Raw genomic sequence first — 14,286 nt, 5'->3', positions numbered from 1 at the left:
GGGGTCAGCCTCCGCATCCGACACGAAGATGACCGGATCGCGGCGCTCCCCCGACGACGCCGGTGTCGGCCGCCCCGCGTAGGCTGGCGGGCATGTGCGGACGTTTCGTGGTGGCCGATGCCGGATCCGAACTGGTCGGAGTGCTGCGGGTCGATCTGATCGCCGACGACCTGCCGGCACCCTCCTACAACGTCGCGCCCACCGACATGGCGGCGATCGTGCTCGACTCGACCAAGACCGAACCACCCACCCGCCGGCTCGAGGCCGCCCGCTGGGGCCTGGTGCCGTCGTGGGCGAAAGACCTTTCGGTCGGCGCCCGCGCCATCAACGCGCGAGCCGAAGAGGTCGAAGACAAGCCGATGTTCCGCAACGCCCTGATCAAGCGACGCGCGGTCATCCCGGCATCCGGCTATTACGAGTGGAAGCTCGTGGACGACCAGAAGGTGCCGCACTACATCCACCCCGCCGACGACGGGCCGCTGTTGTTCGCCGGCTTGTATGAGTGGTGGAAGAACCCGTCGGCCGCCGAAGACGACCCCGCGAAGTGGGTGCTGAGCTTCACGATCCTCACCCGTGACGCGATCGGCCGCCTCGGCTCGATCCACGATCGGATGCCCCTGTTCCTCGACCCCGACTTCGCCGACGCCTGGCTCGACCCGACCACCGAGAACGTCGGCGACATCCTCGATGCGGCCGTCGATGCTGCACCCGACGTCGCCGCCACCCTCGACGACCACGTCGTCTCGCGCGCGGTCGGCAACGTGCGCAACAACGGTCCCGAACTGATCGAACCGGTCGACTGAGACACCCTCGAGCGATGCCCGCCGTCACCACCACCCCCGCGACCGTGCTCGATGCGGCCGACTGGCGTGCCCGCGCGGCCGCGCATGCCGCCCGCGCCGACGCGCTCACCGCCGGGCATCGACGGCGCGCCCGGCGCGGTGAGAAGCATCCGGTCGAAGACTTCCTGTTCACCTATTACTCGTACAAGCCGGCACTGCTGCGGCGCTGGCATCCCGGAGCAGGCGTCGGGCTCGAAGACGCCGCCGACCGCGCCGCGTGGCGCTGGTATCGGCCCGGCGATGCCCCGCAGAGCGCGATGGTGGATGCGGCGGCCTTCCGCGCCGCGAAGGCGCCGCTGCTCGAGGCGGTCGGCCGCATCCTGCGCATCACCGCCGAGAACCCGGGGCGGTTCGGCTGCTTCGGTCTGCACGAGTGGGCGATGGTGTACCGGCAGCGCGAGCACCGGCATCCCGCTCCGCTGCGGCTCGGCCAGGACGGCACCGACGCGGTCGTCGAGGCGCACGAGCTGCGGTGCACCCATTTCGATGCGTTCCGCTTCTTCACCCCCGAGGCGTCACCGCGCAACTCCCGCGCGCTCACCCGCGACGACCGCGTCGCGACCGAGCAGCCGGGGTGCCTGCACGCCAACATGGACCTCTACAAGTGGGCGGTCAAACTCGGGCCGCTGGTGCCCGGCGAGGTGCTGTTGGACGCGTTCGAACTGGCCCGCGACATCCGTCACCTCGACATGCAGGCCTCGCCGTACGACGTGCGCCCCTGGGCGGGCGACCCGGTGCGGATCGAGACCGCCGAGGGCAAGGCTGAGTATGTGCGCCGGCAGCGCGGCTTCTCCGAGCGGGCCGGCACGCTGCGCACGAGCCTGCTCGCGGTTCTCGACGCCTGATCATCCGACCGGGTCGCATGCCGGGCACGGGACGAGCCCGCCGGCGCCGACCTGCAGCCGCAGTGCCATCACCCGCACCGCCGCGTCGGTGAGTCGCTCGGTCGGCAGGGTGCCGTCCTGCACCGCCGCGACGATCCCGTCGGTGATCTGCGCGGCTGAAGACGGGGTGGAGAACATGACGGCAAGCACCATGTCGTTGCCGGCGCGCAGTGCCTGCACCGCGTTGGCCACCGGGTCGCGATACCGTGCCAGGCCGGATGCCTGCAGCATGCCGAGATCGTCGGTGATCGCGACACCGTCGAAACCGAGCTCGGTGCGGGCGATGTCGTGCCAGGTGCGCGACAGCGACGCCGGGGCGGAATCGACCGCGCTGTACACGAGATGGCCGAACATCAGCACCGGGGTGCCCTGCTGAATGCCGGTGCGGAACGGCACCGCATCCGTCGCCTGCCACTGCGCGCGGGGCAGAGGTGTCGCCGGGATCATCACATGCGAATTACCCTCGACCGCGCCGTGGCCCGGAAAGTGCTTGAGGGTCGAGACGACCTCGCCGTCTTCGCCGCGCAGGGCGGCGACGACGCGGTCGGCCGACGCGCGCGGGGTGGTGCCGAGCACCCGATCGTAGATGAACGAGCGAGGGTCGGCGGTGACGTCGGCGATGATGCCGAAGTTCACGCCGATGCCCGCGCGCTGCACGAGTGCTGCCCGTGCCGCGAACGCGGTCTGCGCCTGCGCGGCGGGTGCGTCTCGCAGCGCGCGTGCGGCCGGGAATCGGTCCCACGGCAGGCGGGTGACATCTCCCCCCTCCTCGTCGACCGCGATCAGCGGGGGACGTCGGCGTCAGGGATGAGTGCGGTGGTGACCCGGCGCAGGGCGGCTTCGTCGTCGGGGATGTTCGCGCCCATCAGGATGAAGCCGCCGACACCGGTGTCGGCCATGTACTCGGCCAGCCGGGACGTGTCGGTGGTGGGGATGTGTCCCATCACCACCGACGCGGCCCGCTCACGCAGGCTCATCGCCTCGACGCGGGCGACGGCCTCATCGGTGATCTCGGTGGCGGTCGCCGGCCGCACCGTGACCGGCTGCTGATCGGCGCCGTCCGGGTCGGCGACCGAAGACGACGCGCCGGTCGCCGTCGGACCGGGGGTGGATGTCGCAGGCGCCGCCGCGCCGGTGAGCGCGGGCATCGCGAGCGCCAGGGCGAGGGCACCCGCCGACAGCAGACGCGCATGCTTCACGCGAACAGCCTACGGCTGCCGGTACCGTGGAAGACCCGATCTCATCTGGAGGGCAGTGTGACGACGAACACCCCACAGCCGCCGGCCGGCTGGTACCCCGACCCGCAGGATTCCGGGCAGGAACGGTGGTGGAACGGCGTCGGCTGGTCGACCCAGACGCGTCCGGCCGCGCCGGTGACTGCGGGAACCGCGGCACCGACCGCCGCGCAGCCGACGTGGCCGCAGACCTCCCCCGGCGCCGCCGCAGGCACCTCGCCCGGAGCCGCCGGTACACAGCACCCGGGCGTCACCGCATCCTCGTACCCGGGTGCGACCGGCGGCACCTACCCCGGCGCGGCCGCGGGCACCTACCCCGGCGCGGGCGCATACCCCGGCTATGCCGCGTACGCACCGCCGATCGGGATATGGCGCTCCCCCGCCGACGACCGGCCCGTCGTGACCGGCCTCGGCGGCGCGGTGCGCACCGTGTTCGCCAAGTACGCGACGTTCGCAGGCCGTGCCGGGCGCCCCGAGTTCTGGTACTGGACGCTGTTCAATGGCCTCATCGCCTGCGCCTGGTACGTCGCGGTGACGGTCTTCGTGGTGATCGCCAACACCGCCTCCTACCGCTCCTCCGGCGGTATGGCCGGGGTCGTGATGTCGCTCGTCGGCCTGCTGATGCTGGCTTGGTGGATCACGGTGTTCGTACCCTGGCTGGCGGTGACGGTGCGCCGGTTGCGCGACGCGGGGTTCCATTGGGGGCTCATCTTCCTCAGCCTGCTTCCGTTCGGCGGCATCGCGGTCATCGTGATGTGCTGCATGCCCAGCAAGTACGCGTGACCCGGATGCTGCGACCCGGACGCTCACCCCGGTGCCGCCACGCGCAGCACCCGGTCGTCACCGGGACGCGGACTGCCCCGGCCGTCGGTGTTGTCGGTCAGCACCCACAGTGACCAATCGTTCGCGACCGCGACATCCCGGAGCCGCCCGTTGTCCGCCAGCAGCGACACCGGCCCACCCACGACCCGGTCCCCGTCGGTGGTGACCTGCCACAGGCGTTCGCCGCGCAGGCACGCCAGGTACAGGTCGTTCCCCCGCGCCGCCAGCCCGCTCGGACTCGCCTGGTCGGTCGGCCACTGCAGCACCGGGTCGCGAAAGCGGGAGTCGTGCGCGATGCCCTCGACCACCGGCCAGCCGTAGTCGCCGCCGGGGACGATCACGTTGAGCTCGTCCCAGGTGTTCTGCCCGAACTCGCTGGCCCACATCGTGCCGTCCGGGGTCCAGGCGATTCCCTGCACATTGCGGTGCCCATAGCTGTACACGGCGGTGCCGAACGGATTGCCCGGCGCCGGATCACCCTCGGGGGTGAGCCGCAGGATCTTGCCGTTCAGGCTGTGCCGGTCCTGCGCGTCGGCGGGGTCGCCGGCATCGCCGGTCGTCACGTACAGCATCCCGTCCGGCCCGAAGGCCAGCCGTCCGCCATTGTGGAACTGCGCCTTGCGGATGCCGCGCAGCACCGTCTCGGCCGCGCCCAGTCGGTACGTGCCGGGTGCGCCGAGCAGCGGCATCCGCACCACCCGGTTGTCGTCGGATGCCGCGTGGTACGCGTACAGCCAGGTGCCGCCGTCGCCGTGCCACAGCGCGATGCCGTTCAGCCCCGCCTCGCCGCCGGGCACCACGCCGGGCACCGTGCCGACCCGGCGGGTGACGCCGTCGGCGCCGATCTCGACGATCGCCCCGTCGTCGCGCTGCGACACCAGCGCGCCGCCGTCGGGTAGCGGCACGAGCGACCAGGGCGAGACCAGGTCGGTGGCGACCGTGGTCACGACGCCGGCGGCAGAAGGTCCGGGGGCCGGAGCCGTCGAGATGGGCGGTACGGTCGGGGTCGGGCCCGGCGGTGCCCCGGTGCAGCCGGCGAGCGCCGCGCACACCACCACAGCGATCGCCGCCATGGCCGGCCACGGGCGTGTCGGTGTCATCTCGCACCCCCTCCACCAGGGTGCGCCGTGCCCGGCCCGACCGCAAGCCCGCGGCGGTCCTGGCGCGGCGGCCACGCCGATGCCAGGATGGGGGCAACCGACCCGCAGGAGCCGCCGTGTCCGCACCCGCCCGTTCCGAGTCCCCGCTCATCGAGCGCACCGGCATCGAGATCATCCCCGAGTCAGAGCGCACCGCGAAGCCCCGCGACCTGTTCTGGCCGTGGTTCGCCGCGAACGTGTCGGTGTTCGGCATGTCGTACGGCTCGTTCGTGCTCGGCTTCGGCATCTCGTTCTGGCAGGCGACGCTGGTGGCGGTGATCGGCATCGTCGTCTCGTTCTTGCTGTGCGGGCTCATTGCGATCGCCGGCAAGCGCGGCTCGGCGCCGACCATGGTGCTCTCGCGTGCCGCGTTCGGCGTGCACGGCCAGAAGGTGCCCGGCATCGTGTCGTGGCTCACCTCCATCGGCTGGGAGACGTTCCTGGCCATCACCGCTGTGCTGGCCACGGCGACGATCATCACCCAGCTGGGCGGTGATGGCGGGGTGGCCGTCAAGCTGATCGCGACCGTGATCGTCGCGGCGCTCATCGTGACGGCATCCGTGCTCGGCTACCACACCATCATGAAGCTGCAGTCGGTGCTCACCTGGGTGACCGGCATCGTCACGATCCTGTACATCGTGCTGGCGATCCCGCACATCGATCTGGGGGCGGTGATGGCCCTGCCCAGTGGCAACGTCGGCCAAGTCGTCGGTGCCCTGGTGATGGTGATGACCGGGTTCGGGCTCGGGTGGATCAACATCGCCGCCGACTGGTCGCGCTACCAGAAGCGCACCGCATCGGACGGCGCGATCGTCGGCTGGAACACGTTCGGCGGCTCGGTCGCGCCGGTGGTCCTGGTGATCTTCGGTCTGCTGCTGGCCGGGTCGGATCAGAAGCTGTTCGAGGCGGTGCAGAACGACCCGGTCGGCGCGCTGGCGCAGATCCTTCCGGTGTGGGTGCTGGTGCCGTTTCTGATCACCGCGATCCTCGCCCTGGTCTCGGGGGCGGTGCTCGGCATCTACTCGTCGGGGCTGACCCTGCTGAGCCTGGGCATCCGCATCCCGCGGCCGTCTGCGGCAGCGATCGACGGGGTGATCCTCACCGCGGGCACCATCTGGGTGGTGTTCTTCGCACAGGGGTTCCTCGGCCCGTTCCAGAGCTTCTTGATCACCCTGGGCGTGCCGCTGGCGTCGTGGGCGGGGATCCTCATCGCCGACATCCTGCGTCGACGTGCCGACTACGACGAGAACGCCCTGTTCGATCCGAAGGGCCGCTACGGTTCGTGGGACTGGGTCTCGATCGGCACCATGGTGGTGGCATCCGTCATCGGCTGGGGATTCGTCGTGAACGGGTTCGCCGAGGATGCGCCGTGGAACAACTGGCAGGGGTACCTGCTGTTCCTGGTCGGCGGCCATGACGGCGTGTGGGCGTACGCGAACCTCGGCGTGTTCTTCGCGCTGGTGCTGTCGTTCCTGGTGGCCTGGTTCGCGCGGGGCGGCAAGATCCGCCGTCAAGAGGCGGCATGAGCGTGGATGCCTCGGCCTGGCTGGTCGTGATCGACCCGCAGCATGTGTTCGCCGACCCGGCATCGCCGTGGGGATCACCGTTCTTCGACGACGCGATGGAGCGCATCCAGCGGCTGGCGGCGACGCACCGTGACCGGGTGCTGGTGACGCGATGGGTGCCCACCGCCGACCGGGCGACGTCGTGGGGCGCGTACTTCCAGGCGTGGCCGTTCGCCGACAAGCCCGAGACCGATCCGCTGTTCGCGCTCGTGCCCGCCGCCGGCGGTCTGACGTCGCGGCCGACGATCGACCGTCCCTCGTTCGGCAAGTTCAGCCCCGAGCTGCTCGCCGTGACCGGCCACGCGCCGCGGCTGGTGCTGTGCGGGGTGTCGACCGACTGTTGCGTGATCTCGACCGCACTGGCGGCGGCGGATGCCGGAGCCTATGTGACCGTGGTCACCGATGCGTGCGCGGGCTCGACGCAGGCGAACCATGACGCCGCCGTACAGGTGATGAGCCTGTACGAGCCGCAGATCACCCTCACCGACACCGCCGCCCTGGTCGGGTGATCCGGGTGGCCCGGGCCGTGTGGTCGTCCACGCCGAGCAGGCCGGCTCTTGCGGTGAGTGCAGGAGAATCGGCCGAGAGCAGGAGATCTGATCGATTCAGACTCCTGCCCTGACCCGATTCTCCTTCCCTCGCCCGCACAGGTGAGGCCCCGCATCATCCCATCGGAGAGGACAGCCGCGATGATTCATTCCGCCGGCATCACCGTCACACCCGTGCACGTCGGCGACCTGGCCGGGGTCGACCTGCCGATCTACGTTCATCTCATCGATCATCCCGCCGGGCGCGTGCTGGTCGACACGGGGCTGACCGAACGTCATCCGGCAGTCGCCGACCTCGATCCGCAACTGCACCCGCTCAGCGAGCAGGACCTCGATCTTGCGAGCGTCGACATGGTCGTCAACACCCACCTGCACTTCGACCACTGCGGCGGCAACCATCTGTTCTCAGGCACGCCGATCTACGTGCAGCGGCAGGAACTCGACGACGCGCGTCAGCAAGACGACTACACCATCCGCGAGTGGGTCGATCCGCCGGGTGCCACGGCGGCGTACGTACCGGTCGACGGCGAGTTCACCCTGTTGCCCGGTGTGCGGCTGGTTCCTGCCCCCGGCCACACCAGAGGGTCGCAGATCGTGGTCATCGAGACGGATCACGGCCCGATCGTCATCGCCGGCGACACCGCGGTCTTCGCCGGCGAGCTCGATGATCCGCAGACCGAGGGACAGCGCCTGATTCGTGCGCTCGAGCCTGGGCTGGTCTGGATGTCGCACCAGCGCGAACCGTGGCGCCCCGCGCGGTGATCCCCGCCCCCGCGGCCGCTCGCGCGCCAAGCGCCGGCGGATGGGGATCACCCGTGCCGAGCGCCGTGCGCGACAGGGGTGGGGTGTCGGTGCAGATGACAGCACCGCATCCAAGGCGTGCCCACTGACATCGAACAGTGCCGCAACCCCTCCCGAGTCGGGGTGCCTCAGCGCATTGCGCCCGCGCCTGCGGCGACGGTCAGTCGATCCTTCTTCACCACGGTGCCACAGTTCGAACAGCGGAGCTGATTGGTCGTGTAGGGCTGAAGCGTGTGCTTGCCGCAGTTGGGACACTGGTGGCCTTTGGCCATGCTCGCTTCTTTCTCTTGTGTCGCGCAACCCTCGGTGCGCCGGGCTCGCGAGTCTACGCCCGAGAACGGCGTCCGATCAATGATTGAACCGATACGTCCCTTCTGACCAGGGACTTTTCCACCAATGATGAAAGCGCGCCCATACGCACACTGTGTGCGCCGGTGCCGGACGCCGCGGGCATGCCGGATGCCGCGGCAGGTCACCGCGCCCGGCCCTGGACGGCCACCGCCACCGCCGCCGTGCTCAGCGGACGATGAACTCCGCGGCCAACAGGTCCTCGTCGCGCGACGACGATCCCACCAGCGCTTGAAAGCGGCCGGCCTCCACGATGCGGCGGCCGGCGGCATCCACGATCGTGCAATCCGCCACCGGCAACTCGACGCGCACCCGCTGCGACTGTCCGGGCGCGACCTCGACCTGTTGGAAGGCCTTGAGCTCTTTGTCGGCCCAGCTGACCGAGGTCACCTCGTCACGGATGTACAGTTGCACGGTCTCGCGCGCGGGCCGCTCCCCCGTGTTGTGCACCGTGACCTCGGCCACGAGCGTGTCTGCCGTGCTCAGTTCGGTGGCCCCAAGCGTCAGGTCGGCGTACTCGACCGTCGTGTACGACAGGCCGTGACCGAACGCCCAGGCGGGAGCCTGCGTCAGGTCGGCATAGCGGTCGCCGTGCTGCCCGCGGACCTGGTTGTAGTAGATCGGCAACTGCCCGGCGTGCCGCGCGAACGAGATCGGCAGGCGGCCCGACGGCTGGATGCGCCCGGTGAGCACCTCGGCGAGCGCCCGGCCGCCCTGCATGCCGGGGTTGGCGATCCACAGCACCGCAGCCGCGCGCTGCACGCTGGCCGGCAGCACGAGCGGTTTGGAGGCCAGCAGCACCACGACCACCGGCGTGCCGGTGGCGATCACGGCGTCGAGCAGCGCATTCTGCCCACCGATCAGTTCCAGCGTCGCTGTGGAGCGGCCCTCGCCGACGAGTTCGATGTGATCGCCGACCACCGCCACGACGAGGTCGGCGTGCGACGCCGCCTGCACCGCGTCGGCGATCATGGCCTCGTCGGGCGGACACGCATGCACGATCGGCGGCCGCGGCTGCCCGTCGGGGAACGTGGCCCCCGCCGGGTCGGGCTGCATGGTCAGGATCTCGGCGCCGCGCGCGTACGACACGGTCGAGCCCTCGGGCGCGAGCTCGCGGATGCCGTCGAGCACGGTCGTGATCATCTCGCGCGGCTGCCCGTCGAGCCAGCCGGCCTGCCCGGATCCGCCGGCCCAGTCGCCGAGCTGATATTGCGCGTCGTCGGCGAGAGGACCGACAACGGCGATGGACGCCGCACGCGGCGCCAGCGGCAGAGTGCCGTCGTTCTCCAGAAGCACGATGGACCGCCGCGCGGCCTCGAGGTTCACGGCAGCGTGCTCGTCCGAGCCCACGATGCGCTCCAGACCGGGAAGCGGCAGGCGCGGATCCTCGAAGAGACCCAGATCGAACTTCAGAGTCAGGATGCGCGCCACGGCATCGTCGAAGGCGTCCGGTGACAGCATCCCGCTGCCCACGGCCTGCAATGCGCCCTCGAAGAAGCGGGGGGTCGTCATGATCACATCATTGCCGGCGCGGGTCGCGGCCGCCGCCGCGTGGGCGACATCGGGCTGCACATGCTGCTCCCACACCATGCGACCCACGTTGTCCCAGTCGGTGACGAGGGTGCCGGTGTAGCCCCACTCCCCCCTGAGCACATCGCCCAGCAGCCAGTCGTTGACGGTGATCGGCACACCGTCGGTGCTCTGGTAGCCGAGCATGAAGGTGCGGCATCCTTCCCGCGCCACCCTCTCGAACGGGGGCAGGAACCAGCTGCGCAGCTTGCGACGCGAGATGTCCGCCTCACTGGCATCCCGGCCGCCCTGCGTCTCGGAGTAGCCGGCGAAGTGCTTCGCCGTCGCCAGGATGGCCGTCGAGTCGCCCAGCCCCGCGCCCTGATAACCGCGGACCATGGCCGAGGCCAGCTCGCCGATGAGGAACGGGTCTTCGCCGAACGTCTCGTCGACACGGCCCCAACGCAGATCCCGGGCGATGCACAGCACCGGGGAGAAGGTCCAATGGATGCCGGTGGCCGCCACCTCCACGGCGGTGATGCGCGCGACCCGCTCGAGCAGGTCGGCGTCCCAGCTCGCGGCCAGCCCCAGCTGGGTGGGGAAGATCGTCGCGCCCGGCCAGAACGAGTGGCCGTGGATGCAATCCTCCGCCACCAGCAGCGGGATGCCCAGTCGGGTGCGGGCCGTGAGCGCGTTCGCCTGCAGGATCCTCTCCGGTGAGGTGTGCAGGATCGAACCCGCGTGCCGGTGCAGCACGATGTCGTCCAGGTCGCCGCGGGCGTCCAGCTGCAGCATCTGTCCGACCTTCTCCTCGAGGGTCATCCGCCCCAGCAGGTCGGTGACGCGCTCGGCGGTCGTGCGCGTCGGATCGCGGTACGGGAGCGTGGTGGATACAAGGTCGCTGGTCATGCCTGGCTTTCTCTCACGGAGGTGGTCGATGTCGTGACGGCGGTGGCGGCGGAGTTCACGTTGAGCCCGCGCTTCTTCAGGGCCCGGGCACGCTCGCCCGCCGATCGCAGACGCGGGTTCACGTACTCGTCGATGCCGAAGTTGATGAGCGAGAGCGCCATCCCCAACAGCGCGATGCACAGACCGGCCGGGATGTACCACCACCAGTAGTCGGGGAACGCCCCGTTCTGCTGTGCCCAGAACAGGATGGTGCCCCAGTTGAGGTTCGTGATGGGGATGACGCCGATGAAGGCCAGGGTCGTCAGGCTCAGTACCGCCGCGGTGACCGTGCCCACGAAACTCGACGCGATGATCGCGAGCAGGTTGGGCAGCATCTCGACGAAGATGATGCGCCGCAGCGGCTCGCCGTTGGCCCGTGCGGCCTGGATGAAGTCGCGGTTGCGCAGCGACATCGTCTGCGCCCGCAGCACACGTGCGCCCCAGGCCCACCCGGTGACGGCGAGCACCGCCGAGATCAGCAGCAGTGGCGGATTCTCGAACTGCGAGGCCACGATGATGATCAGCGGCAGCCCCGGGATCACGAGGAACACGTTCGTCAGGGCCGAGAGCGACTCGCTGCGCCACCCGCGCACGTATCCCGACAGCACACCGATGAGGATCGCGGTCGCTGTCGCGATGATGCCGGCGAGGAAGCCGACCACCAGGACGCCCCGGGTGCCGTAGATGATCTGGCTGAACACGTCCTCGCCCATGTGCGTCGTGCCCAACAGGTGCCGCCACGACGGCGCCTGTCGCAGGGCGGTGTAGTCCTTTTCGAGGGGACCGTACGGGGCGATGAGGTCCTGGAAGATCGCCACCAGGACAAACACGCCGAGGATGGCGAGACCGACCAGCGACTTGGGGTTGCGGAACATCGCGAACGACGAGCCGAGCTGACGCACGAAGGTCGTGCGCTCCGGGCCGGTGAGCGTCTGTGTCTGTGCCACGGGTCAGCCCTCCATCTGGCGGGTACGGGGATCGAGGATGGCGTACGCGACGTCGGCGAGGATGTTCGCGACGAGCACGGTGAGGGTGATCACGAGGAAGAGCCCCTGCATGAGCGGGTAGTCCTTGGCCGTCGTGGCGTCCAGCAGCAGCTTCCCGACGCCGGGGTAGGAGAACACGAGCTCCATCACGATCGTGCCGCTCACGATGAACCCGAGCGACAGTGCGAAGCTCGACAGCTGGGGCAGCATCGCGTTGCGTGCGGCATAGCGCCAGAGCACCTGCCCGCGCGGAAGCCCCTTGGCCTGCGCCACGGTGACGAAGTCTTCGTCGAGCACCGTGATCATCATGTTGCGCATGCCGAGGATCCAGCCGCCCAGTGACGAGATGACGATGGTGAGAGCGGGCAGCGTTCCGTGCGCGATGACATCGCCGATGAACGAGAACGTGAACCCCGGGTCGCTCCCCTTTCCGTACGCGTGGGATGCCGGGAACCATCCGAGCGTCGATGAGAACACCGCGATCGCGATGAGTCCCATCCAGAAGTACGGCACCGTCGAGAAGAAGGTCGCGAAGGGAACTGCGAGGTCGGCCTTGCTGCCCCGGCGCCACCCGATGATCGCGCCGAACGCCGTGCCCAGCACGAACGAGATGATCGTGGCCAGCCCCACGAGGCCGACCGTCCACGGCAACGCGGCGCCGATGACGTCGGTCACCGGGGCGAGGCCGCGCGAGAACGAGCGGCCGAGGTCGCCGTGCAGCAGCAGCCCCCAGTACTGGACGTATTGCTGCCAGAGCGACATGTGGTTGTCGAGACCGAAGAGGATCTTCAGGGAGTCGATGGCCTCGGGACTGATACGTCCCTGGTTCGACGCGATGAAGGCGCTGACCGGGTCGCCTTTCATCATGCGCGGCAGGAAGAAGTTGATCGTGATGGCGGCCCACGCCGTGAACAGGTAGAAGACCGCGCGGCGAAGGAAGAATCTCATGAGCGGCCCTCCTGGGCGGCGCCGAACAGCGCGTGCGGATCGGGTGAGGCGTCGCGCAGCGCACGGGTGTAGGGATGCCGGGGGTTGAGGATCACGTCGTCGGACGGTCCTCGTTCGACCACGTGGCCGTGGTGCAGCACCATGATCTCGTCGCTGAAGTGACGCGCCGTGGCCAGGTCGTGGGTGATGTAGAGCACACCGAGGCCCGACTCGCGCTGCAGATCGGCCAGCAGCGTCAGCACGCCCAGCCGCAACGACACGTCGAGCATCGACACGGGCTCGTCGGCGACCAGCAGCGCGGGCCGCGAAGCGAGGGCACGCGCGATGGCGACGCGCTGACGCTGGCCGCCCGACAGTTCGTGCGGTCGTCGGTCGATGACGGCGTCGGCGTCGAGCTGCACACGCTCGAGCAGACGCACCACCTCGGCTTCGACCTCGCGCGCGGGCACGATGCGATCGAGTTCGAGCGGCCGCTGGACGTGGTAGCGGATGGTGCGGGCGGGGTTCAGGGACGCGAACGGATCCTGGAAGACCATGCGCAACTGCTGCCGGTAACGGCGCAGTCCTTTGCCGCGGCGCGGGATCGGCGTGCCGTCGAGAAGGACCTCGCCACTGGTGGGCTGTTCGAGCTGGGTGAGGATCTTCGCGATCGTCGACTTGCCGCTTCCGCTCTGGCCGACCAGCGCGATGGTCTGCTCGGAGCTCAGCGTGAAGCTGACGTCGTCGAGCGCGAGCATTTCTCCTGATCCGCGAACGCGGTACTTCTTGGTGATGTGCGAGAACTCGAGGGTGGTCATGCGTTCTCCTGGCTCGAGCCGGTGCGGCCGGCGTAGGCTCCGCGTGCCCCGGTGAGGCTAGGGAACGACGAGAGCAGGCGCCGGGTGTAGGGATGCTGCGGGCTGCGGTAGAGATCTTCGGCGGTCGCGAGTTCGACGATCGCGCCGTCTTTCATGACCGCGATGCGGTCGGAGATCTCCAGCAGCAGGGGAAGGTCGTGGGTGATGAAGATCACGGAGAAGCCGAACTGATGACGCAGCTCAGAGATCTTCTGCAGGATCTCGCGCTGCACGAGCACGTCGAGCGCGGTCGTGGGTTCATCCATCACCATCAGCTGGGGGCGCAGGGCCAGCGCCATCGCGATCATGACGCGCTGCCGCATCCCACCCGACAGTTCGTGGGCGTATGAGCGCGCACGCTCGCTCCCCACGCCGACGAGGTCGAGCAGCTCGGCGATCGCGGCCTTCCGCTCGCGGCGGCGCATACCCGGGCGGTGCACCGTGAAGACGTCCTCGAGCTGGCTCCCGATGTCGGCGACCGGGTTCAGTGCGTTCATGGCGCCTTGGAAGACCATCGACACCTTGTCCCAGCGGAACCGCTGCAGCGCCTTCACGTCGAGCGCGTTGATGTCGACGTGCGTGCCGTCCTCGTCGTGGAAGACGACGCTCCCGGCGGTGATCACGGCGGGCGGGCGCAGAAGGCGTTGGATGCCGTAGGCGAGGGTCGTCTTGCCGCTGCCGGATTCGCCGGCCAGGCCGAGGATCTCGCCGCGGTGCAGGGTCAGGGTGACATCCCGCACGGCCTGCACCGGGGGTTCCACGTCGTAGACGATGGAGTAGCCGGACACCGTCAGGAGAGGGGCGTCGGTCAGAGCGTCGTTCACAGGGGGTCTTTCGGGCTCGACGTGGAGGGCGGGCTCGTACCCGCCCTCCAC

General features: G+C 69.6%; 15 protein-coding genes. 6 read left to right on the top strand and 9 right to left on the bottom strand.

The features are described from left to right. Positions 1-92: 92 nt before the first annotated feature. The gene (locus H577_RS0107525; RefSeq protein ID WP_029145445.1) at positions 93-803 is read left to right on the top strand and encodes an SOS response-associated peptidase; all 711 of its coding nucleotides are present in this window, start codon (positions 93-95) and stop codon (positions 801-803) included. A 14-nt stretch (positions 804-817) separates the two neighbouring features. Next, positions 818-1,687 carry a hypothetical protein gene (locus H577_RS0107520; RefSeq protein ID WP_029145444.1) on the top strand — a complete coding sequence of 290 codons (870 nt, stop codon included), beginning with the start codon at positions 818-820 and terminating at the stop codon, positions 1,685-1,687. Here the strand turns inward: H577_RS0107520 and H577_RS16980 are convergent, their stop codons facing one another. Both H577_RS16980 and H577_RS18090 read right to left on the bottom strand, forming a co-directional pair. Then, entirely contained in the window at positions 1,688-2,473 is a 786-nt protein-coding gene (locus H577_RS16980; RefSeq protein WP_245570361.1) for a glycoside hydrolase family 3 N-terminal domain-containing protein, read from the bottom strand. A gap of 35 nt (positions 2,474-2,508) precedes the next feature. Then, complete coding sequence (locus H577_RS18090) at positions 2,509-2,925, bottom strand: hypothetical protein (protein ID WP_036284132.1); 417 nt, start codon at positions 2,923-2,925, stop codon at positions 2,509-2,511. A gap of 57 nt (positions 2,926-2,982) precedes the next feature. Here H577_RS18090 and H577_RS16975 point away from each other — a divergent pair, with 57 nt between their 5' ends. After that, the gene (locus H577_RS16975) at positions 2,983-3,744 is read left to right on the top strand and encodes a DUF805 domain-containing protein (RefSeq protein WP_051191854.1); all 762 of its coding nucleotides are present in this window, start codon (positions 2,983-2,985) and stop codon (positions 3,742-3,744) included. A 23-nt stretch (positions 3,745-3,767) separates the two neighbouring features. Here H577_RS16975 and H577_RS0107505 read toward each other — a convergent pair whose 3' ends face one another. After that, on the bottom strand, positions 3,768-4,883 hold the full coding sequence (locus H577_RS0107505) for a PQQ-dependent sugar dehydrogenase (RefSeq protein ID WP_029145442.1): 1,116 nt from the start codon (positions 4,881-4,883) through the stop codon (positions 3,768-3,770). Positions 4,884-4,999: 116 nt separating this feature from the next. Here H577_RS0107505 and H577_RS0107500 point away from each other — a divergent pair, with 116 nt between their 5' ends. The 3 genes from H577_RS0107500 to H577_RS0107490 all read left to right on the top strand — a co-directional run bounded on the left by H577_RS0107500 (position 5,000) and on the right by H577_RS0107490 (position 7,797). After that, positions 5,000-6,448, top strand: a complete 1,449-nt coding sequence (locus tag H577_RS0107500) for a purine-cytosine permease family protein (RefSeq protein WP_029145441.1) — start codon at positions 5,000-5,002, stop codon at positions 6,446-6,448. Beyond that, positions 6,445-6,996, top strand: coding sequence for a cysteine hydrolase family protein (locus H577_RS0107495; RefSeq protein WP_029145440.1), 552 nt, complete (start codon positions 6,445-6,447; stop codon positions 6,994-6,996). The genes H577_RS0107500 and H577_RS0107495 overlap by 4 nt, the downstream gene beginning before the upstream one ends. Positions 6,997-7,176: 180 nt before the next feature. Continuing rightward, the gene (locus H577_RS0107490; protein ID WP_029145439.1) at positions 7,177-7,797 is read left to right on the top strand and encodes an MBL fold metallo-hydrolase; all 621 of its coding nucleotides are present in this window, start codon (positions 7,177-7,179) and stop codon (positions 7,795-7,797) included. A 167-nt stretch (positions 7,798-7,964) separates the two neighbouring features. Here the strand turns inward: H577_RS0107490 and H577_RS17820 are convergent, their stop codons facing one another. The 6 genes from H577_RS17820 to H577_RS0107465 form a co-directional block, all read right to left on the bottom strand. Beyond that, positions 7,965-8,108 (bottom strand): TFIIB-type zinc ribbon-containing protein, encoded by a 144-nt coding sequence (locus tag H577_RS17820; protein ID WP_169566267.1) that lies wholly within the window; start codon positions 8,106-8,108, stop codon positions 7,965-7,967. A 244-nt stretch (positions 8,109-8,352) separates the two neighbouring features. Next, positions 8,353-10,602 carry an exo-beta-d-1,3/1,6-glucosidase gene (locus tag H577_RS0107485; RefSeq protein ID WP_029145438.1) on the bottom strand — a complete coding sequence of 750 codons (2,250 nt, stop codon included), beginning with the start codon at positions 10,600-10,602 and terminating at the stop codon, positions 8,353-8,355. Beyond that, positions 10,599-11,516: an ABC transporter permease gene (locus H577_RS15525; RefSeq protein WP_084515976.1), complete on the bottom strand. Its 918-nt coding sequence runs from the start codon at positions 11,514-11,516 to the stop codon at positions 10,599-10,601. Before H577_RS15525 ends, H577_RS0107485 begins: the two co-directional genes overlap by 4 nt. Positions 11,517-11,591: 75 nt before the next feature. Further along, positions 11,592-12,575 (bottom strand): ABC transporter permease, encoded by a 984-nt coding sequence (locus H577_RS0107475; RefSeq protein ID WP_029145437.1) that lies wholly within the window; start codon positions 12,573-12,575, stop codon positions 11,592-11,594. After that, positions 12,572-13,372 carry an ABC transporter ATP-binding protein gene (locus H577_RS0107470; protein ID WP_029145436.1) on the bottom strand — a complete coding sequence of 267 codons (801 nt, stop codon included), beginning with the start codon at positions 13,370-13,372 and terminating at the stop codon, positions 12,572-12,574. Before H577_RS0107470 ends, H577_RS0107475 begins: the two co-directional genes overlap by 4 nt. After that, positions 13,369-14,235 (bottom strand): ABC transporter ATP-binding protein, encoded by an 867-nt coding sequence (locus tag H577_RS0107465; protein ID WP_245570359.1) that lies wholly within the window; start codon positions 14,233-14,235, stop codon positions 13,369-13,371. The genes H577_RS0107470 and H577_RS0107465 overlap by 4 nt, the downstream gene beginning before the upstream one ends. Positions 14,236-14,286: the final 51 nt, after the last annotated feature.

Source organism: Microbacterium luticocti DSM 19459, assembly GCF_000422405.1.
Classification (GTDB): Bacteria; Actinomycetota; Actinomycetes; order Actinomycetales; family Microbacteriaceae; genus Microbacterium; species Microbacterium luticocti.
Note: the sequence above shows the minus strand (reverse complement) of the source record. Positions and strands in the feature narration are given on the sequence as shown.

Bases quoted from the DNA above. Each gene is read 5' to 3' on its own strand.
- H577_RS0107505 (WP_029145442.1), bottom strand. From the start codon at position 4,883: ATGACACCGACACGCCCGTGGCCGGCCATGGCGGCGATCGCTGTGGTG.
- H577_RS0107475 (WP_029145437.1), bottom strand. From the start codon at position 12,575: ATGAGATTCTTCCTTCGCCGCGCGGTCTTCTACCTGTTCACGGCGTGG.
- H577_RS0107520 (WP_029145444.1), top strand. From the start codon at position 818: ATGCCCGCCGTCACCACCACCCCCGCGACCGTGCTCGATGCGGCCGAC.
- H577_RS0107470 (WP_029145436.1), bottom strand. From the start codon at position 13,372: ATGACCACCCTCGAGTTCTCGCACATCACCAAGAAGTACCGCGTTCGC.
- H577_RS0107490 (WP_029145439.1), top strand. From the start codon at position 7,177: ATGATTCATTCCGCCGGCATCACCGTCACACCCGTGCACGTCGGCGAC.
- H577_RS15525 (WP_084515976.1), bottom strand. From the start codon at position 11,516: ATGTTCCGCAACCCCAAGTCGCTGGTCGGTCTCGCCATCCTCGGCGTG.
- H577_RS0107525 (WP_029145445.1), top strand. From the start codon at position 93: ATGTGCGGACGTTTCGTGGTGGCCGATGCCGGATCCGAACTGGTCGGA.
- H577_RS0107495 (WP_029145440.1), top strand. From the start codon at position 6,445: ATGAGCGTGGATGCCTCGGCCTGGCTGGTCGTGATCGACCCGCAGCAT.
- H577_RS17820 (WP_169566267.1), bottom strand. From the start codon at position 8,108: ATGGCCAAAGGCCACCAGTGTCCCAACTGCGGCAAGCACACGCTTCAG.
- H577_RS0107485 (WP_029145438.1), bottom strand. From the start codon at position 10,602: ATGACCAGCGACCTTGTATCCACCACGCTCCCGTACCGCGATCCGACG.